15 protein-coding genes are annotated in these 19,131 nt (G+C 64.2%); 12 read left to right on the top strand and 3 right to left on the bottom strand.

Annotated elements, in window-relative coordinates; all coding sequences use genetic code 11:
- The first annotated feature begins 45 nt into the window (after nucleotides 1-45).
- The 12 genes from speB to ACSVHC_RS05740 all read left to right on the top strand — a co-directional run bounded on the left by speB (nucleotide 46) and on the right by ACSVHC_RS05740 (nucleotide 16,864).
- Complete coding sequence (gene speB, locus ACSVHC_RS05795; protein WP_437772670.1) at nucleotides 46-1,110, top strand: agmatinase; 1,065 nt, start codon at nucleotides 46-48, stop codon at nucleotides 1,108-1,110.
- A complete protein-coding gene (locus ACSVHC_RS05790) occupies nucleotides 1,107-2,771 on the top strand; it encodes a thiamine pyrophosphate-binding protein (protein WP_437772671.1) in 1,665 nt (554 codons plus the stop codon). The genes speB and ACSVHC_RS05790 overlap by 4 nt, the downstream gene beginning before the upstream one ends.
- 180 nt (nucleotides 2,772-2,951) lie before the next feature.
- Nucleotides 2,952-3,434, top strand: a complete 483-nt coding sequence (locus ACSVHC_RS05785; protein WP_078106157.1) for a MarR family winged helix-turn-helix transcriptional regulator — start codon at nucleotides 2,952-2,954, stop codon at nucleotides 3,432-3,434.
- An 11-nt stretch (nucleotides 3,435-3,445) separates the two neighbouring features.
- Nucleotides 3,446-5,485, top strand: a complete 2,040-nt coding sequence (locus ACSVHC_RS05780) for an MDR family MFS transporter (protein ID WP_437772672.1) — start codon at nucleotides 3,446-3,448, stop codon at nucleotides 5,483-5,485.
- A gap of 246 nt (nucleotides 5,486-5,731) precedes the next feature.
- Nucleotides 5,732-7,465 (top strand): ABC transporter ATP-binding protein, encoded by a 1,734-nt coding sequence (locus tag ACSVHC_RS05775; RefSeq protein ID WP_437772673.1) that lies wholly within the window; start codon nucleotides 5,732-5,734, stop codon nucleotides 7,463-7,465.
- Nucleotides 7,462-9,558 (top strand): ABC transporter ATP-binding protein, encoded by a 2,097-nt coding sequence (locus tag ACSVHC_RS05770; RefSeq protein WP_437772674.1) that lies wholly within the window; start codon nucleotides 7,462-7,464, stop codon nucleotides 9,556-9,558. Before ACSVHC_RS05775 ends, ACSVHC_RS05770 begins: the two co-directional genes overlap by 4 nt.
- Nucleotides 9,559-9,584: 26 nt before the next feature.
- Nucleotides 9,585-10,001, top strand: coding sequence for an acyl-CoA thioesterase (locus tag ACSVHC_RS05765; RefSeq protein WP_437772675.1), 417 nt, complete (start codon nucleotides 9,585-9,587; stop codon nucleotides 9,999-10,001).
- Nucleotides 10,002-10,053: 52 nt separating this feature from the next.
- A complete protein-coding gene (locus ACSVHC_RS05760) occupies nucleotides 10,054-10,794 on the top strand; it encodes a copper homeostasis protein CutC (protein ID WP_437772676.1) in 741 nt (246 codons plus the stop codon).
- A gap of 151 nt (nucleotides 10,795-10,945) precedes the next feature.
- Entirely contained in the window at nucleotides 10,946-12,877 is a 1,932-nt protein-coding gene (locus ACSVHC_RS05755) for a DUF5107 domain-containing protein (RefSeq protein ID WP_437772677.1), read from the top strand.
- Between the two features lie 142 nt (nucleotides 12,878-13,019).
- Nucleotides 13,020-15,254: an McrB family protein gene (locus ACSVHC_RS05750; protein WP_437772678.1), complete on the top strand. Its 2,235-nt coding sequence runs from the start codon at nucleotides 13,020-13,022 to the stop codon at nucleotides 15,252-15,254.
- A gap of 91 nt (nucleotides 15,255-15,345) precedes the next feature.
- Nucleotides 15,346-16,536: a 5-methylcytosine restriction system specificity protein McrC gene (locus ACSVHC_RS05745; RefSeq protein WP_437773965.1), complete on the top strand. Its 1,191-nt coding sequence runs from the start codon at nucleotides 15,346-15,348 to the stop codon at nucleotides 16,534-16,536.
- A gap of 91 nt (nucleotides 16,537-16,627) precedes the next feature.
- A complete protein-coding gene (locus ACSVHC_RS05740; protein WP_236815885.1) occupies nucleotides 16,628-16,864 on the top strand; it encodes a PLDc N-terminal domain-containing protein in 237 nt (78 codons plus the stop codon).
- Here the strand turns inward: ACSVHC_RS05740 and ACSVHC_RS05735 are convergent.
- The 3 genes from ACSVHC_RS05735 to ACSVHC_RS05725 all read right to left on the bottom strand — a co-directional run bounded on the left by ACSVHC_RS05735 (nucleotide 16,806) and on the right by ACSVHC_RS05725 (nucleotide 18,980).
- Nucleotides 16,806-17,273 (bottom strand): very short patch repair endonuclease, encoded by a 468-nt coding sequence (locus tag ACSVHC_RS05735; protein WP_439180656.1) that lies wholly within the window; start codon nucleotides 17,271-17,273, stop codon nucleotides 16,806-16,808. The genes ACSVHC_RS05740 and ACSVHC_RS05735 overlap by 59 nt on opposite strands.
- 271 nt (nucleotides 17,274-17,544) lie before the next feature.
- Nucleotides 17,545-18,543, bottom strand: a complete 999-nt coding sequence (locus ACSVHC_RS05730) for a transposase (RefSeq protein ID WP_437771022.1) — start codon at nucleotides 18,541-18,543, stop codon at nucleotides 17,545-17,547.
- Between the two features lie 32 nt (nucleotides 18,544-18,575).
- Nucleotides 18,576-18,980, bottom strand: coding sequence for a hypothetical protein (locus ACSVHC_RS05725; RefSeq protein ID WP_437771023.1), 405 nt, complete (start codon nucleotides 18,978-18,980; stop codon nucleotides 18,576-18,578).
- Nucleotides 18,981-19,131 lie beyond the last annotated feature (151 nt).

Raw genomic sequence — 19,131 nt, 5'->3', positions numbered from 1 at the left:
CACAGTCACTGTCCGATCCACCTATTCACAAAGGAGTGGCGCATTTTGGAAGAGCTTCGTATTGAGGCCAACGGCAACCTTGGTCCCATTGATTCGGCCCGAATCCCGCGCTATGCCGGTGCTGCCACCTATGCCCGCTTGCCGCGACTGGACCAGGTTTCCAAGGCCGATGTCACGGTGGTCGGCGTCCCCTTCGACTCCGGCGTTTCCTACCGCCCCGGCGCGCGCTTCGGTGCCAACCATGTGCGTGAAGCCAGCCGTTTGCTGCGCCCGTACAACCCGGCCTGGGACGTCAGCCCGTTCGAGAACATCCAGGTTGCCGACGCCGGCGACATGGCCGTGAACCCGTTCAACATCAACGAGGCCATCGAGACCATCCAGCAGAACGCGCTGGACCTGACCGCCAATGGAAGCAAGCTCGTGACGCTCGGTGGTGACCACACCATCGCCCTGCCGCTGCTCCGCGCCGCTGCCGAACGCGCCGCCGAGCCCGTTGCCATGCTGCACTTCGACGCCCACCTGGACACCTGGGACACCTACTTCGGCGCCGAGTACACGCACGGCACCCCGTTCCGCCGTGCTGTCGAAGAGGGCATCCTGGACACCGAGGCCATCAGCCACGTCGGTACCCGCGGCCCGCTTTACGGCAAGAAGGACCTCGACGACGACCACCGCTTCGGCTTTGGCATCGTCACCTCGGCGGACGTCTACTACCAGGGCGTCCTCGAAACCGTGGCCAAGATACGGGACCGCATCGGGAACCGTCCGCTGTACATTTCCGTGGACATCGACGTCCTGGATCCGGCCCACGCCCCGGGAACCGGTACGCCTGAAGCCGGCGGCATCACCAGCCGCGAGCTCCTCGAAATCATCCGCGGTTTCCGTGGCCTGAACCTCGTGGGCGCAGACATCGTCGAGGTCGCTCCGGCGTATGACCACGCTGAGATCACGGGTGTCGCGGCCAGCCACGTTGCCTACGAACTCGTCACCCTCATGGCGGACAACGCAGTCGAAGGCAACCGCCACGGCGCCCCGAACGGCTACGCCGCACAGGCCCTTGGCCAGGAATCCCGGCGCCCGGCCGGTTTCGCCGCGGCGGTCACGAAGTGACGGACCAGCGCAACGGTGGGGACCTCGTCGTCGAGACCCTCGAGGCGCTCGGTGCGAAGACGGTCTTCGGGATCCCCGGCCAGCACGCCCTGGGCCTCTTCGACGCCATGGGCCGCGGCAATCTGCACTTCGTGTCCTCCCGCGTGGAGAACAACTCGGCTTTCGCCGCGGACGGGTATTCCCGTGCCACGGGCGAAGTCGGCGTGCTGTTCCTGTCCACCGGTCCGGGCGCGTTGACGTCCCTGGCCGGCTTGCAGGAAGCGTATGCGAGCGGCGTGCCTATGGTGGTCGTGGCGAGCCAGATCCCCTTGGAAGGTCTGGGGGCGCGCCGGAAAGGTATGCTCCACCAGCTCGATGACCAGAAGGCCTCGGCCGCGAACGTCACCAAGAGCCAGCGCCTCATCCAGCACGCTTCCGGGATTCCCTCGGCTATCCAGGATGCCTGGACCGAGGCCATTTCCTCGCCGCAGGGTCCGGTGTGGATCGAGATTCCGCAGAACGTGCTCCTGGACCCGATCATGGTCCCTCCGGTGGAGGACGCCCTCGCCGAAGCCGCCGATAACCCGCCGCGTGTGGAGCTGATCCGGGAAGCCGTCAAATGGCTCTCGACGGCGGAGCGTCCAGCCATCATCGCCGGCGGCGGCACGCGCCGTGGCCGGGCCGAGAAGTCGCTCCTGTCGATCGCCGAGAAACTCCGGGCCCCGGTGATTTGCACGCCCGGTGGCAACGGAGCGTTCCCGTGGACCCACGAGCTGTCCCTGCAGTCCTGGATCGAAGACCGCCACATGACGGACGTCCTCGAGGATGCCGACGTGCTGATCGTCATTGGTTCCTCCCTGGGCGAGGTGACGTCCAATTACTTCACCTTCGAGCCGCGCGGTCGCATCATCCAGATCGACGCCGAACCGAGGGTCCTGGAGTCCAACCGGCCCGGCCTGGGCATCCGTGCCGACGCCGGCCAGGCCCTTGCCGCGCTCGACTCTGCCTTGGATGAGGCCTTGTCTGCGACGGCGGCGGTACCGGACTGGCACGGCACCACGCCCGAAGACCTCGTCAAGGAGTCCCTCGCGAAGGTCAAGGCTCGCCTTGAAGAGCAGGACCTCGGCAAGGAACTGAAGTTCATGGCCGATATCCGCGAAGCCGTTCCGGCGGACATGCAGACCTTCTGGGACATGACGATCTCCGCGTACTGGGGATGGAGCTGCTGGGATTCCCGCGAGGGCCAGTTCCACTCGGCCCAGGGCGCCGGCGGCCTCGGCTATGGCTTCCCGGCGGCTATCGGCGGTGCCGTGGGACTGGAAACGGTGGGCAAACCGAGTCGCGTGCTGGCCGTCTCAGGTGATGGATCCTCCATGTATTCGATTTCCGAGCTGGCCACCGCCAAACAGCACAACGTCCCGGTCACGTGGCTGATCGTGGACGACGGCGGCTACGGCATCCTGCGTGAATACATGGTGGGTGCCTTCGGCAAGGCCACGGCAACCGAGCTCGCCCGCCCGGACTTCGTCAAGCTCGCCGAGGCCTTCGGTGTCCCCGCCCGCAGGGTGGACCCGGACGACGTCGGGGACGCGCTCAAGGAAAGCTTCGCCGCGGACGGCCCCAACGTCGTCGTGGTTGAAACCCTCCTGAAGATGTTCGGCCCCACGCACCTGGGCGACTGACACTCCGGACCCTCCAAACCCCCAGCGCGAGCTGGCAGATAATGACCCCTTTTTCGAAAGATAAGGGCATTACCTGCCAGTTCGCGCTTGGTGTTTAACGCACCTCACACATCATTAGTTTCCCAAAGCAATCAGTTTGGCGTATAGTTGCTTTAGGCAAACAAAAGTGAGGTGTCTTCCATGGCTGTCGCATCGAGCACAGCAACCGAACTCGTCCATCAGATTTTCGATCTGCAGCGGGTGTTGCGTTGCATCGTGACCGCGAACATCGCGAAAGATGCCGACGTCGGGTTCGCCCTGCAGGGTGTCATGCGCTTCATCGGCGAGGGGGAGTCCCGGGCCACGAAGCTCGCATCCCGACTCGGCGTCAGCCCCCCGGTGCTCAGCAGGCACATCGCCGAACTGGAGGAACTCGGTTTGGTGGTCCGGCGGCCCGATCCCGCCGACGGGCGCGCACAATTGGTGGCCCTGTCCGAATCCGGGATTGAGAAGGTCCGGGACTTCGAAGAACAGCGCAGCCTCAACTTACGGGCCTACCTCGCCGAGTGGAGCGAGGAAGACGCCCTGGAGGCAGGGCAGGTCCTGGAGAAATTGACCACATCACTCAACCACTCAGTCCGGGCAACGGCGGCCGGCTCCCACCACTCGAACCACACAGCTTAGGAGCAGCAGCAATGGCAACCCGAATACAAGAACGTTCGACGGCGGTGCCGGCGTCATCAGCGCCCATGACGCACCGCCAGATCATGGAAGCCTTGACGGGCCTCCTCGCGGCATTCTTCACCGCTATCCTGAGCAGCACCATCGTGGCCAACGCGCTGCCGACCATCATGTCCGATCTCCACGGCACGCAAACGGACTTCGCGTGGGTCATCACCGCCGCACTGCTGGCCAACGCCGCCACCACGCCCATCTGGGGCAAGCTCGCCGACCTCTTCGACAAGAAGCTCCTGGTCCAGCTGAGCATCGTGATCTTCGTGGCCGGCTCCGTCATGGCCGGGTTCTCAATGAGCATTCCCTTCCTGCTGACCGCCCGCGTCATCCAGGGCATCGCCTTGGGCGGCCTCACCGCACTGGCCCAAGCGATCATCGGCACCATGATTCCGCCGCGTGACCGTGGCAAGTATTCGGGCTACATGGGCGCAGTCATGGCGGTCGGTACCGCAGGCGGCCCGCTCCTCGGCGGCTTCATCGTTGACAGCCCGCTCGGCTGGCGCTGGACGTTTTTCGTCTGCGTGCCGCTCGCCGTCGTCGCGCTCATCCTGCTCCAGGTGACCCTCAAGATCCAGCACATCAAGCGCCCGGCCAAGATCGACTGGCTCGGCTCCATCCTGCTGACCTCGGGCGTCAGCCTGCTCCTGATCTGGGTTTCCTTCGCCGGCAACCCGGACTACTACGACTGGATCTCCTGGCAGTCCGCCCTCATGGTTGGCGGCGGCGTACTTCTGCTGGCACTGCTGGTACTGGTCGAATCGAAGGTGGCCCAGCCCATCATCCCGCTGAAGATCATCTCCCAGCGCACCACCGCTTTGGCGATCCTGGCCTCCGTGGCCGTCGGTATCGCGATGTTCAGCTCCTCCACGTTCCTTGGCCAGTACTTCCAGGTAGCCCGCGGCGCCACTCCCACCGAGGCCGGCCTCCTGACGCTTCCCATGATTGCGGGCAACCTCTTGGGTTCGGTGGCATCCGGCCAGCTCATCAGCCGCTTCGGCAAATGGAAGCGTTTCCTCCTGGCAGGCACCGTGTTGCTGGCCGGCGGCCTTGCCTTCACCGGCACCATCGACCACACCACTGAGCTGTGGATCACCTGCTGCTACACCGCCATCTTCGGCCTGGGCCTTGGCTTGCTCATGCAGAACCTGGTCCTCGCGGTCCAGAACACCGTCCGCGCCCAGGACATCGGCACGGCCAGCGCGTCTGTGGCATTCTTCCGCTCCGTCGGCGGTGCGATCGGCGTTTCGGTGCTCGGCGCCATCATGGCGACCCACGTCAAGGACCTTGCGACCCAAGGCCTCGCTGCGGCACACATCCCGGTCAGCGGCGGCTCCAGCAACGCGAGCATGGACCTGACGGACTTGCCCGCCCCGATCCGCAACATCATGCGTGCAGCCTATGGCGACGCGACCGCCCAGATCTTCCTGATCTCCGCAGTCATTGCCCTGGTCGCGTTCATCGCCGTGCTGTTCATCAAGGAAGTTCCGCTGCGGAAGACCGTGGACGCGACGCCAGCGAAGGAACTGCTGGCAAACGCCTCCGGCGAGGCCGCCATGACGCTGGACACCTCCGCGCTGCCGGTTATCGAATCCGCTGAATTTGCCCAAGCGACCGACGACGGCGGCACCCCCTTGGGGGTCAGCCGCGCCCGTGCGGCGGCCGAGAAGGAGCACGATGACCTGGACCTTGAGTTTGCCCGGATCCTGACGCAGGAACGGCCTGATCCTGCCGCGGGACTGCGCGAGGTCCAGGACCAGCTTGCCCGCACCCAACGGCTGCTGGCCGAACAACAGCTTCAGCTGAGCAAGGCGCAGCGCGAGCTCCAGGTGCGCGTGCAAGAACAACTTGCCACCGCCGTCGAGCAGTCCCGGATCGCCGAGGAGTTGTCCGCGCTGCGCAAGGAACTCAAGCGTGAACGCCGTCGCCAGGAAAGGGCTGCCTTGCTGCTCCTTGCCGGCGACGCCTCGAGGGCAGGGGAAACCGGGCGGCACGCGGGCTAAGCGCCGGCGGGCAGCCGCCCCGGAATGTGTGGCGGGAGCCGCTGCAGCGAGTTTGGAAGCGCTGCGGCGGCTCAGCTACGCCGCAAGGATGATATTCGGCTATCGATATTTCGCTGAGGCAACGGATTTCGTAGAGTTGAGGGACTAATACTGTCAGCGCCTGCTGCTATCCATGTATTTAGTCATTCGCAGTATTAAGTCATTCGCACTAATTCATTCGCGCACTCTCATTAAGGATCCGTGGGCATGCTTGTCACCCTGATACGGCGCTACTCCAAGCCGTATTTGCCGCAGATACTGGCCGTCATCATCTTCCAGTTGGCGTCTACCATTGCCACCCTTTACCTTCCAAGCCTCAACGCAAAAATCATCGATGAAGGGGTATCCCGGGGGGATACCAACTACATCTGGCAAACCGGAGCCCTGATGCTCGCGGTCGCGCTCGGCCAGGTCATTGCAGCCATCGCGGGGGTCTACTTCGGCTCCCGCGTGGCCATGGCCATGGGCCGCGACCTGCGCAGGGACGTCTTCCGCAAGGTCAGCAGCTTCTCGGCCAAGGACGTCAACAGCTTCGGCGCACCCACGTTGATCACCCGCGGCACCAATGACGTCCAGCAAGTCCAGATGCTCATGCTGATGGGCCTGAACTTCATGGTTTCCACGCCCATCATGTGCGTTGGCGGCATCATCATGGCCCTGCGTGAAGACCTCAGCCTCTCGTGGCTCGTCTGGGTCTCGGTGCCGGTCCTCGTGGCCGTGGTCGGTTACCTCGTGGTCAGGCTCATGCCGCTCTTCCGCTCCATGCAGAAGAAGATCGACGTCATCAACGGCGTCTTGCGCGAACAGATCATCGGTATCCGCGTGGTCCGTGCCTTCGTTCGTGAACCGTACGAGGCCAAGCGCTTCGGCGACGCCAACAAGGACCTCACCCTGGTTTCAGTCAAGATCGGCAACCTGTTTGTCTTGATGTTCCCGGCCATCGGAATGATCCTGCACCTTTCCACGGCGGCAGTGCTGTGGTTCGGCGGCCAAAGGGTGGATGCGGGCAACATGCAGGTGGGTTCCCTGACGGCCTTCCTGCAGTACCTCCTGCAGATCCTCATGGCGGTCATGATGGGTACCTTCATGGCCATGATGATCCCGCGCGCCTCCGTGTGCGCGGACCGCATCGGCGAGGTCCTCGACGTCGAGCCCTCCATCCACGATCCGAAGGCGCCCGTAGCGCCCGCGGAAAAGAAGGGGCGCGTCGAATTCCGCGACGTCACGTTCAAATACCCCGGCGCTGAAGCTCCCGTGTTGAGCAACATTTCCTTCACCGCGGAGCCAGGACAGACCCTCGCCATCATCGGCTCCACCGGCGCCGGCAAAACCACCTTGGTGTCGCTGCTTCCGCGCCTGTACGACGTCGCGTCCGGCGATGTATTGCTCGACGGCGTCCCGGTCACCAGCCTGGACCGGGACGAAATCACCAGCCGTGTGGCCACCGTGCCGCAGAAGCCGTACTTGTTCTCCGGAACCATCGAGCACAACCTGCGCTTCGGCAAGACCGACGCGACGGACCAGGAACTCTGGGACGCGCTGGAAACCGCCCAGGCCAAGGACTTCGTCATGGAAAAGTCCTCGGGCCTCAACCGTCGGGTGGCCCAGGGCGGCACCAACGTTTCCGGTGGCCAGAGGCAGCGCCTCTGCATCGCCCGGGCCTTGGTGACGCAGCCCAAGGTCTACCTCTTTGACGACTCCTTCTCGGCCTTGGACGTGGCCACGGACGCCCGCCTTCGCCGGGCGCTGAAGGAAAAGACGCAGGATGCCACGGTCATCATCGTGGCCCAGCGCGTCTCAACCATTGCGGACGCAGACCAGATCCTGGTCCTGGACAACGGCAGGATCGTTGACCGTGGCACCCATGAAGAACTCCTGGACACGTCACCCACGTACCAGGAGATCGTCGAATCCCAGCTGAGCGCGGAGGAAGTGGCATGAGCGAACAGAATCAGCAAAAGCGCGGCTGGGCCGCGAAGGCCGAAGCAGCGAAGGCTGCCCGCGATGCTGCGGAAGCAAAGGATGCAGCCGCGGCCGGTGCCGTAACAGCCGTGGAAGATGACGACATCGAGGAAACCGAATACACCCCGGGCGAAGCCGACGGCGGCATGTTCGGCAACCTGCCGGCCAAGAAAGCCAAGGCGTTCGGACCGTCGGCCAAGCGGCTCCTCGGGCTACTCAAGCCGGAGGCCGCCGGAGTCGTCCTCGTCATCGGCCTCGTCGTGGTCTCCGTCGTCTTGAACGTCATCGCCCCGAAGATCCTCGGCAGCGCCATGGACGTCATCTTCGGCGGTGTCATGGGCAAGCAATTGCCTCCCGGAGTGAGCCAAGCGGCCTTTGCCGAAGGACTCCGCCAGGCCGGCCAGAACAACTTCGCGGACATGGTCTCCAAGATGGAGCTCACCAATGGGATCAACTTCTCCAAGCTCACCTTCCTGATCTCGATCGTGCTCTTGATGTACTTCGTGGCCAACATCTTCCTGTGGGCCCAGGGCTACATCCTGAACAAGATCGTCATGAAGGTCATCAACCGGCTCCGCAACGATGTCCAGGCCAAGCTCAACCGCCTGCCCCTGAACTACTTCGACACCCGGCAGCGCGGCGACATCCTCTCCCGCGTGACCAACGACGTCGACAACGTCCAGCAAGGGCTGCAGCAGGCGTTCGCGCAGCTGGTCAGCTCGGTGCTGACGGTCTTCGGCATCACCATCATGATGTTCATCGTGTCCTGGCAGCTCGCCCTGATCGCGCTGGTTGCCTTGCCGCTCTCCGGCGTCCTTGCCGGCGTGATCGGCTCGCGCAGCCAGAAGCTCTTCGCCGCCCAGTGGAAGAACACCGGCTCGCTCAACGGCCAGATCGAGGAATCGTTCTCCGGCCACGAGCTCGTCAAGGTCTTCGGGCGTGACGCGGACATGCTGGAGCGATTCGACGAACGCAACGAAGCCCTGTACAAGGCCTCTTTCGGGGCACAGTTTGTTTCCGGCATCATCTTCCCGGCCATGAACTTCGTCTCCTACCTCAGCTACGTGGGCATCGCCGTCGTCGGTGGTTTGCGGGTTGCTTCCGGTTCCATGAGCCTTGGCGACGCCACGGCGTTCATCCAGTACTCGCGTGAATTCACCCAGCCGCTCGGCCAGATCGCGGGCATGGCCAACATGCTCCAGTCCGGTGTGGCTTCGGCTGAGCGCGTTTTCGAGTTCCTGGATGCCGATGAGGAAATGCCGGAGAACGCGGCCCGTCACCTGCCCCCGCGCACGGACGGCCACGTCGAGTTCGAGAACGTGTCCTTCAGCTACGTTGCCGACAAGCCGCTCATCGAGAACCTTTCCCTGAGCGCAGAGCCTGGACACACCGTGGCGATTGTCGGACCCACGGGCGCGGGCAAGACCACCTTGGTCAACCTCGTCATGCGGTTCTACGAGCTCAATTCGGGGCGAATCACCCTGGACGGCGTGGACATCAAGGAGCTGAGCCGTTCCGAGCTTCGTTCCAAGGTGGGAATGGTGCTCCAGGACGCCTGGCTGTTCGGCGGCACCATTTACGACAACATCAAGTACGGCAACCTCGAAGCCACCGAGGAACAGATCATGGAGGCGGCCAAGGCCACGTACGTGGACCGCTTCGTGCGTGCCCTGCCGGAAGGCTACCAGACCATCATCGACGAGGAAGGCAACAACGTCAGCGCGGGCGAGAAGCAGCTCATCACCATCGCGCGGGCCTTCGTTTCCGATCCCTCGCTGTTGATCCTCGACGAGGCCACAAGCTCCGTTGACACCCGTACCGAGCTGCTGTTGCAGAAGGCCATGGCTGCCCTCCGCACGGATCGCACCAGCTTTGTCATTGCCCACCGTTTGTCCACCATCCGCGACGCCGACACCATCCTGGTGATGGAAAACGGCAGCATCGTGGAGCAGGGCAACCACAACCAACTGCTCGCATTGCAGGGCGCTTACTACCGCCTCTACATGTCGCAGTTTGCCGGTGAGGATGCCGGGGAAGCAGTTGTGGATGACTCGACGGCGGTGCACAGCTGAGCCAGCGAATTACGGTACAAGTGCCGATGCGTTGGGGAGACATGGACGCGTACGGGCACATCAACAACGTCCAGATCGTGCGCATGCTCGAAGAGGCCCGCATCGCGGCTTTCGGTCCGCCCCGCGGTGCCGGACTCCCCGGAGTGGAAGCGCCGGTCTCCGTCTTCGACTCGGTTGAAGACGGGGTCATGACCCTCGTGGTGGAGCACAAGGTCCGGTACGTCCGGACCTTGGAATACCGGAACATACCGGCAGTGGTTGAGATCTGGGTCGGCGCCGTGAAGGGGGCAAGTTTTGACCTTCACTACGTCATCAAGGATCCCGTGACCGGCCAGGACTGCGTCAACGCGACTACCCATCTGGCGTTCGTCGATGAGTCCACGGGCCGTGTCCGCAGGCTCACTCCCGAGCAGAAGGAGCAGTTGGCGCCCTATCGGGCCTAGCTGAAGCGATAAAGCAGCGCCCTGTGCATCCCGGTGGCCGTAGAGTTTCCCCATGAAACTCGAGATCGTCGCCGTCGGTGCCCAGGGCGCTGCCGTTGCCGCTGAAGAAGGCGCGGACCGGATCGAACTTTGCAGCGCCTTGGAGCTCGGGGGACTGACCCCGAGCCAAGGGCTGATGGAAGCCGCGCAGGAGGCTGCCGGTGGGCGGCTGGAGATCCACTCGTTGATCCGTAGCCGGCCGGGAGATTTCCTGTATTCCGGCGCGGATTTGGACACCATGTACCGCGAGATCCGGTTCTTGCTCACCCAAGGGGCTCACGGAGTGGTGATCGGAGTCCTCACGGCCGCCGGTGATATCGACGTCCAAGCCACGCGAAAGCTCGTCGCCACCGCCTTGGAGACCAACCCCGACGCCCAATTGACCTTCCACCGGGCCATCGACCAAACCCCGGACCCGGCGGCCGCCGTCGAGCAGCTCGTAGACCTTGGGTTCACGCGGGTGCTCAGCTCTGGCGGCGCCGCGACGGTGGGGGCGGGGATCGCGACCCTCGAGCGTATGGTCCAGCGGGCAGCGGGCCGGCTTGAAGTCATGGCAGGCGGCGGACTCGCCCTGGACGATATCCCTGCCCTGCACGCCGCAGGACTAAGCGCGGTCCACTTGTCAGCCAAGGCCACGGTTTCGACGTGGAAGAACCGTGGGGACTCCTTCGGTACACCCGGAGATTCGGACCCGACGGCGTACATGGTCACCAACCGGGACCTGGTAAGGGCCGCCCGCGCCGCCTCCCGCTGACGCCCCCAACTGACTCGCAGTTGTTGTCGTTTTGGGCGCTCAAAACGACAACAACTGCGAGCCAGTTGGGTGGGTCCCTTTACACACCGGTGACTTGGGTCAAAGATGGGTGAAGCATTGCGATCGAAAATAGCCTCCAGGAGTCACAAAGATGCAAAACCTGAGCTTCTCCACCAACACCCTGAACATGGCGGAGCTAGGCCCCAATAGCCCGTTGCCCGTAGTCACGGCTGAACTGGACCTGCCATACAGAATCGGCGACGGCGTCCCGGAGGAGCTGCAGGCCGCGGCCCGCTACGGGCAAGTGCCGAACATGTTCCCGTACCTGATGCAGGACGGCTACTCGCGCGAGCGGACCGCCCACGAGGTGCCTGCCGTCGTGCTTGAGAACAGCAAACTGCGCGCCGTTGTCCTTCCCACCTTGGGCGGCCGGCTGTGGGAGCTCTTCGACAAAGGGTCGGGGAAGCAACTCCTCCACACCCACGGGACCCTGCAATTCGCCAACATCGCCCTGCGCAAGGCCTGGTTCGCCGGCGGGCTCGAATGGAACATCGGCACCCGCGGGCACTCGCCCACCACATGCGATCCGGTGCACACTGCTATCGTCAAGACTCCCGAAGGCCACGACGTCCTGCGCATGTGGGAGTTCGAACGCCTCCGCGAGGTGGTTTTCCAAGTGGACATGTGGCTTCCGGAGGACTCGGACGTCCTCCTCACGGCGGTCCGGATCCGGAACCCCCATGACCACGAGGTACCCATGTACTGGTGGAGCAACGCAGCCGTTCCCGAGACGGCGGAAACGCGCGTGATCGCGCCCGCCACGGAGGCTTTCGGCAGCGATTACACCACCGACATCGCCCGCGTCCGGCCCACTGAACACCAAGGCACGGATGCCACCTGGCTGGTCAACAGCCCGCACGCGGCGGATTTCTTCTTCGACATCCAGCCGGGCCATCGGCACTGGATCGCCGCAGTAGACCACGACGGCGATGGCCTGGCCATGCTGTCCACGAGCCTCCTTCGGGGGAAGAAGCTGTTCGTCTGGGGCCAGGGTGACGGCGGGAAACGCTGGCAGGAATGGCTCAGCCCCGGGGCCGGCCCCTACGCAGAGATCCAGGCCGGGCTCGCGCAGACCCAGTTCGAGCATCTGGCCATGCCTGCCGGCGCCGAGTGGAGTTGGGTGGAGGCCTACGGCAACGCGAAGCTGGATCCCGCAACCTCCCACGGCCAGGATTGGGACGCAGCCGTGACCCACGCCAGCGTCCGGCTCGAAGAGCTCGTCCCGGACGAGGAGCTCGAAGTCGCCCTCGCCGAAGCCGCACGGAACTATGCCCTGCCTCCGGACGAGATGCTGGTGCGCGGCAGCGCTTGGGGTGCTTTGGAGAGTGCCCGACGGCGACACTCCGGCCGCGCGTGGCTGGACGAAATCGGCACTCCCTTCGCCGACGATGCAACCCCTGAGGCGATCGAGGAAACGGGCCCGTGGCACAGCCTGCTGGATGGGGCAAGCTTCCTGGGCGCCGGGACCTTCGTGGCTGGAGCCGATTGGGAAGAACTGCTGGCAAAGGATGGTGGAGCGGAAGCGCAGTTCCACCTGGCCACGATGAAGCACGCCCGCCAGGACCTCGCCGGTGCGATCGCCGGATACGGCGCCGCGCTGGTTGCCGAGGACCTCTCGCCCCGTTCCAAGGTCCTCGCCACACGGGGCCACGCCCTTGCGCTGCTTGCCACCGACAAGACTGACGGGGGCCTGGCAGAGCTTGCCGCGGCGAGCCGGTTGGAGCCCTCCAACCTCCCCTTGCTCAGCGAGGCCATGACCCTCAGCATCCGGCATGGGAACCCCGCCCAAGCACTCGCCCTGGCGAGCGAGGCACCTGCCGGAATGTCCGACGTCGGGCGCATCCGTTTCCTGACGGCGCTCGCCCTCGCGGGCGTCGGCAAAGGCCAGGAGGCCGCACGGATGTTGCGGGACGGCGTCGAGATACCAGACATCCGGGAAGGCGAGGACGGGATCGCCGAGCTGTGGCAGGAAGTGTGCCCGGAGGAGCCGGTGCCAGCCAATTACCGCTTCGGAATGCACTGACCTCCGGGGTTCACGAGCTCGGTGCGCATGCGGCAGGAGGCAAGATGTGGGACGCATGTGGCAGAACGCGTGAGGCGGGACGCATGTGGTGGGGGTGCCGACTTTGCTGATGCCAGCACCAAGATAAACCATGTAAGTTGGCATGGTGACTCCCTCCACCAAAACCCCACTGACCCGTGCCCCCGGTATCTCCAAGGAGATCGAAGATGCGGCCTGGTTCGTGCTGGGCCCGGGGCTGCAAGGCAAAGCTTCGGCGCTCGACGCCAGTACCCGCACTTGGACGGTGGACTCCGCCGGCGAGCTCCTGGAGCGCCTCGAACGCGGCGTCGGAGACTCCAAAGCGCCCATGATGACCAACCTGCGCCAAAACCTGGAAGGGGCCTCGCGCGAGGCCAAGTTGCTCGCCGTCGAGCTCCTCTTCCTCCAGTCCTTGCCGCTGGCGCACGAGGTCAAGTCGCTCAAGGTGAAGCGCGCCCGCGTTGCCGAAGCCGCGTCCTGGCTCGATCCCGAGCTCGAGCTCCCCGAGGAGCTCTACCAGGGGATGACCGATCACGGCGTCATCCGTGACCGGACCGCGGAATTCAACTGGACCATCTGGGACCACCTGACCTGGTTGTGTCGGTTCGTGGCGCACGTCGATGGCCAGTCCAACGCGAGCATCAACAAGGCCCTCAAGGACCCGCTGAAATTCCACGAACTCGCGGCGGCAACCCCCGAGGACCAGCCGGCCATCCGGCGCAGCATCGAATACTTGGCGTGGCCCAGCTACTTCGAGCCAGTGGTCGCCGACGTTGAGCGGCGCGAAATCCGGGACGCCTTCGCCTCGCTCGTTGGTGGCGCCCACGGCGAAACGGAAACCGACATCACCGCGGACGTGCACCGCATCCGGCTGTACCTCGACGAACAGGCCGGCCAGCGCATCGATTGGTACGACCGCCAGCTCGTCAGCCAATGGCGCAAAGTGGGAGATCCCGGCCGCCGCGCCTGGCTGCTGCGCACGCACCAGGACTCCGCCGAGCTCCTCGCCGCGTGGCGGGACGAGGAAAAAGCAACGCTCGACGTCGAACACCTTCGCGAACTCACCGCCGGCGTGACGGCAGGCCTGGTCCAACATGCCGTGGACGAGGACTACAAGCACCTAGGCTACGTGGAGCGGGAAGACATGAAGACCGCCGTTTTCGCGTTCCTGACCGTGATGAAACCCGGCGACCTCGCCCTGTTCCAGAACTCCGGTGCCATCAGGATCGGCGTGGTCCTGGGCGAACCGGAACACAACGAGGACAATCGCCGGCTCCGGCGTAAAGTGCGATGGTTCGATGAGACGCACCCGATCGCCGAAGCGCCGCGGCACGTCCAGCGCCAGCTCTCCACTTCGGGCATCGTCGTGGACGTCACGAGGGTCATCCAGTCGCTGCAGGCCCTCCTGCCCGCCGAAGCCGAATCCGACGGCGAGGAAGCCGCCGCCCCGGACGCCGTCGTCGAGCCCGTGATTGAAGGGTTCCGCCCCCTCACTGAAGAGTTCGCAGCTTCCCTCCACATGGAGCTTGAGCCACTCACCGAGATCGCGGAACTCCTCGAGGAGAACCGCCAACTAGTGCTCTACGGCCCTCCGGGAACGGGAAAGACCTACCTCGCCAAGCACTTGGCGGCCCAGCTCGCCGGCGACAGTACCGACGAGCGCGTCAAGCTGGTCCAGTTCCACCCGTCCTACGCGTACGAGGACTTCTTCGAGGGATACCGGCCGGACAAGACCGACGACGGCCAGGTGTCGTTCAAGCTCGTGGCCGGTCCGCTGCGTCGCCTCGCTGAAGAAGCTGCGAAGCCCGGGAACTCCAACAAGCCGTACTTCCTCATCATCGACGAGATGAACCGGGCCAACCTGGCGAAGGTATTCGGTGAGCTGTACTTCCTGCTCGAATACCGCGACGACCGCATCTACCTCCAGTACAGCCCCAACGAACCGTTCAGCCTCCCGGACAACCTCTACATCATCGGCACCATGAACACGGCGGACCGCTCTATCGCCATGATGGATGCGGCCATCCGCCGTCGCTTCGCGTTCGTCGAACTGCACCCGAAGGTGGAACCGATCCGCGGTTCCCTCCGACGCTTCCTCACGGCCCGCGGCTTGGACACCCTCAACGCGGACCTGCTTGACGCCCTGAACGACTCCATCGACGACTGGGACCGGGACCTGATGATCGGCCCCTCCTACTTCATGAAGAACGCGGCCCAGAACCCTGCCGGGCTGCGCAGGATCTGGAAGTACGAACTCATGCCACTCCTGGAGGAGCATTACCACGGTCAATTGAACCGGGCCCAGCTGGAGGAGCGCTTCGGTCTGGACCAGTTGTTGGGTCGACTTGCGGTCCGCTAAGACCGCGCCACCGCGGCCGGCCCGCGCGCCGGGCATCGGAAAGCCAGCGGTCCGCGCTTCGACGAAGGCTCCGGCTGTGCGGCACATCGTCATGGACGAGCTCTCCGGTGGCATCGTGGACAAGCTTGATCCAGACGCCGCCGCCCTCCTCAACTCGAGCGGGCTCGCGAAGGCCTCGCCCATGGGGATGGGCCTCTACCGCATCGAGCCTGTGGGCAAGGTCGGGTCTGTGCGGACGCCGACCGTCCAGTTCGAGGTCCGGCCTAAGGACCGACTGGGCTTGAACCGGCTGCTGTTCCTCCTCAGCTACGCCGGGGACCAGGGATTCCGCGAGGATTCGGTGGCCGCCGTCGAGCACAAGGACCTGTGGAGCGCCCTGGCTGAGTCCCTCGCCCAGTTGGCGGAGCGGGCCCTCAGCCGGGGCCCGCTGCAGGGGTACCTCACCGTGGACGAGTCCCTCAGGACGGTCAAGGGCCGCATCCGGATCTCCGACCAGATCTCCCGCCGCCCAGGGATGCTGGTTCCGCTTGAAGTCTCCTATGACGAATTCACCGAGGACATTGCCGAAAACCGCATCCTGCGTGCCGCTCTTGAGCGGATGGGCAAGGTTCCCGGAGTGCGGCAGAACGTGCTGAGCCGCTTGCGGCAGCTCAAGGGAAAGCTCGACGCCGTCACGCGGCTGCAGTCCGGAGCGCCACTCCCGCGGTGGCAGGCCAACCGGATGAACCTCCGCTACCATCCCGTCCTCCGTTTGGCCGAGCTCATCCTGCGGAATGCCTCCGCCGAAGCCGGCGAGGGGAAACAGCAAGCCGCCTCGTTTGTCGTGGACATGTCCACTGTTTTTGAGGAATTCGTGGGCGTGGCTTTGCGGGCGGCCATGCGGGCACATCCGGGTGAAATGCGGCTTCAATACGGCGCCACCCTCAACGAAGCCGTTCGGGATTCGGACCGGCTCACCGTGCGCCCCGATGCCGTGCATTTCCTGGGTGGCAGGCCGGTGGTGGTGTACGACTCCAAATACACCTCGGCCACGGATTCCGGGGCATCGCTCAACGCGGACCACTACCAACTCCTGGCCTACTGCACCGCGCTGCAAGTACCCACGGCGTGGCTGATTTATGCGGGCAAGGGAGAGATGAAGCTGCGGCGGATCCTCAACACGGACATCGACATTGTGGAGTACCCGCTGGACTTGTCCCGGCCACCGGCGGAGATCCTTGCCGCCGTCACCGACTTGGCCCAGCAGTCCTGGGGAGAAGTGGTCCGCCAGGCGCGACTGTGAGGGGCCTCCTCAGCAGGGCGGCGGGGACCGGTTCCGTCCGGGCGGCGGGCGGACTAGCCTGAGAGAGCAAGTCACCGCAGATGGAGGCATCATGCACGGCAAGAAAAAGAAGAAGTCCTGGAAGGACATGACACCTGGGCAACGGGTGGGCATGCTCGTGGTGGGTGCGGGACAGTTGGCGTTGCTGGTCGCGGCACAACGCAGCATTTCCAAGACCCCCGCGGCCCAGATCAGGGGAAACAAAGCCGTATGGCGGGCCGCAAGCTTTATCAATTTCTTTGGGCCGCTGAGCTACTTCCTGTTCGGTCGCCGTCGAGGAACTGCGTGAGCTGATTCTCCAAAGCCGAACGGTCCCGCAGTTCGCATTCCCACACGGTGAGAATCTCCCATCCCGAGGCTCTCAGCAGTTCGCGCTGTCCGGCGTCGCGCTCCCGGGTGCGATTGCGCTTCGCTGCCCAGAAATCCGCGTTGCCGCTCGGTGCGTGCTGGCCTGCCTTGCAATCGTGGAAATGCCAGAAGCATCCGTTCACGAAAATCACCTTGCGCCGGCCGGCGAACACGAGATCCGGGCTGCCGGGCAACTTCTCGCCCGCGGCCCGGCCATGGAGCCGGTACCGGTAACCCTTGGCATGCAGGAGCCTGCGGACCAAGAGCTCGGGCTTGGTGTCCTTGCCCCGGATCTTGGACATGTTCAGGCTGCGTTGCTCAGGCGTCAGCAGGTCGCGGCTCTCGCCCATATCCTCAGTCTACGCAGCCCACCCTGCGACGCTCGCTCACGTATGTGGGTTCTTCTTTGGACGCTCGCTCACGTATGTGGGTTCTTCCTTGGACGCTCGCTCGCATGATGTGAGCGAGGGTTGGCCGGGGGTGGCTTGTTTGTGAGCGAGGGTTGGCCGGGGGTGGCTTGTTTGTGAGCGAGGGTTGGCCGGAAAGGGCCCATATGTGAGCGGGGGTTGGCCGGAAAGGGCCCATATGTGAGCGGGGCGAAAGTTGTCAAGCTGTGTGGAGTCACTGGGCTAGTTTTTGGGGTGTTTTGGTCTGGGGGAGGTTGATCCCGGCGTATGTGGCGGGGGCCGGTGTGGTGGGTCGGCGGCGGAATCTTCCCGGGTGTCGTTCGTAGTAGTCCTGGTGGACTTTGTCTCGCTTGGTCCAGAGTTCTTTCCACGACCCGTCGTGGACCTGTGATGGTGAGAACAGTGCGATGCCGGAGTGTTTGTGATCGGTGCTGTACCAGTGCACGTAGCAGGTGAGGTACTCCCTGGCGGCCTCGAGATCGTTAAAGATCCGGGGGTAGCCGGGCCGGTATTTCATCGTGCGAAAGCCTGACTCCGAGAAGGGATTGTCGTTGGAGACGTACGGGCGGTTATGGCTGAGTTCCACGCCGTGGGCGGTGAGGGTGTCACGGAGCAGGGTTGATCTCATGGCCGGGCCTGAATCGGCATGCACGATGCGCGGGGCGCCGTGCCGGGCGATGGCTGTCTTGAACATCTGCGCGGCGAGGTGGTCGGACTCGCGTTCCTCCACCCGCCAGCCGACGATTTCCCGGGAGAAGATGTCCATGATGGAGTACACCTTGAAAACCTTGCCCTGCCACTTGGCATAGATGTCGGTGATGTCCCAGGACCAGACCTGGCAGGGTCCGGTGGCCTTGACCACCGGCTTTTCAGAGGAACCACGCGTGCCCCAACGCTTGCGCGGGATGGTTGGGCGGGCCTGCTGGTCCTCGTAGTCTGCCGCGATCCGCCACCACGAGCGGTTGGAGGCGAGCAGCTCGCCGTTGTCCCAGGCTGTGGCGAAGGCATGGTCAACGGAGTTGCCCTTCTCCCAGCTGGCCAGGATGAGCCCCAGGATCCGGTCCTGATGCGCGGAGCTGATCCGGGATTCGTAGGCCCGGTCGCTCTGGTGGATCGGGTGCTGCACCGCCGGACGGGGATTGGACCGGTAATGCCAGGTCCCGCGCGAGAGGCCCGCCAGCTTGAGCGCTGTCCGCTGGGAGCCGATGATCACATGCAGTTCCAGGACCAGAGTGTTCTCGGCCGCTATGAATCGTTGTGAGCGCTCGTCGGGGTTGTATCGGGCTCTGGCACGCTCAACTCGTGCAAGAGCCCGATAGCTTTTCCCAGCGCGGAATTCGTGTCCTCCAGCTCCTGCACCCGCTTCTGGAGTTTTTCGACTTCGGCACGGTGGGCAGCCATTTCCTTCGCGCGTGCTTTTTCAAACGCGGAGAGTTCACGATTCGTCGGGACCATGCCTCCATGCTCCCGCGGAATCAGGCCACGGTCGATATCGCCCTGGACCATCATCTTGCGCCACCGGCGGAACGTCCATTCCGAAACGGACGTCGAGGCCATCCATTCCTTCCTCGACCCGTGCGGCTGCAAATAGTACTCATGCATGAACTCACGGATCTCTTCACGCGTAAAACCCTTGTTATCAACGGCCATCGCCGGCTCCTTCAATCAACAGGTAATGAATGACTCACAACCAGCTTGACGATGAGGGGGGGTTGGCCGGAAAGGGCCCATATGTGAGCGAGGGTTGGCCGGAAAGGGCCCATATGTGAGCGAGGGTTGGCCGGGGGTGGCTTGTTTGTGA

This window comes from Arthrobacter sp. KNU-44, from assembly GCF_051843155.1.
Classification (GTDB): domain Bacteria; phylum Actinomycetota; class Actinomycetes; order Actinomycetales; family Micrococcaceae; genus Arthrobacter.
The sequence above is the reverse complement of the archived record's forward strand: the minus strand, read 5'-3'. Positions and strand labels throughout refer to the sequence as shown.

Coding starts and splice junctions, on each gene's coding strand:
- ACSVHC_RS05785 (WP_078106157.1), top strand. CDS start 2,952: ATGGCTGTCGCATCGAGCACAGCAACCGAACTCGTCCATCAGATTTTC.
- ACSVHC_RS05780 (WP_437772672.1), top strand. CDS start 3,446: ATGGCAACCCGAATACAAGAACGTTCGACGGCGGTGCCGGCGTCATCA.
- ACSVHC_RS05775 (WP_437772673.1), top strand. CDS start 5,732: ATGCTTGTCACCCTGATACGGCGCTACTCCAAGCCGTATTTGCCGCAG.
- ACSVHC_RS05770 (WP_437772674.1), top strand. CDS start 7,462: ATGAGCGAACAGAATCAGCAAAAGCGCGGCTGGGCCGCGAAGGCCGAA.
- ACSVHC_RS05765 (WP_437772675.1), top strand. CDS start 9,585: ATGCGTTGGGGAGACATGGACGCGTACGGGCACATCAACAACGTCCAG.
- ACSVHC_RS05760 (WP_437772676.1), top strand. CDS start 10,054: ATGAAACTCGAGATCGTCGCCGTCGGTGCCCAGGGCGCTGCCGTTGCC.
- ACSVHC_RS05755 (WP_437772677.1), top strand. CDS start 10,946: ATGCAAAACCTGAGCTTCTCCACCAACACCCTGAACATGGCGGAGCTA.
- ACSVHC_RS05750 (WP_437772678.1), top strand. CDS start 13,020: ATGGTGACTCCCTCCACCAAAACCCCACTGACCCGTGCCCCCGGTATC.
- ACSVHC_RS05745 (WP_437773965.1), top strand. CDS start 15,346: ATGGACGAGCTCTCCGGTGGCATCGTGGACAAGCTTGATCCAGACGCC.
- ACSVHC_RS05740 (WP_236815885.1), top strand. CDS start 16,628: ATGCACGGCAAGAAAAAGAAGAAGTCCTGGAAGGACATGACACCTGGG.
- ACSVHC_RS05735 (WP_439180656.1), bottom strand. CDS start 17,273: ATGGGCGAGAGCCGCGACCTGCTGACGCCTGAGCAACGCAGCCTGAAC.
- ACSVHC_RS05725 (WP_437771023.1), bottom strand. CDS start 18,980: ATGGCCGTTGATAACAAGGGTTTTACGCGTGAAGAGATCCGTGAGTTC.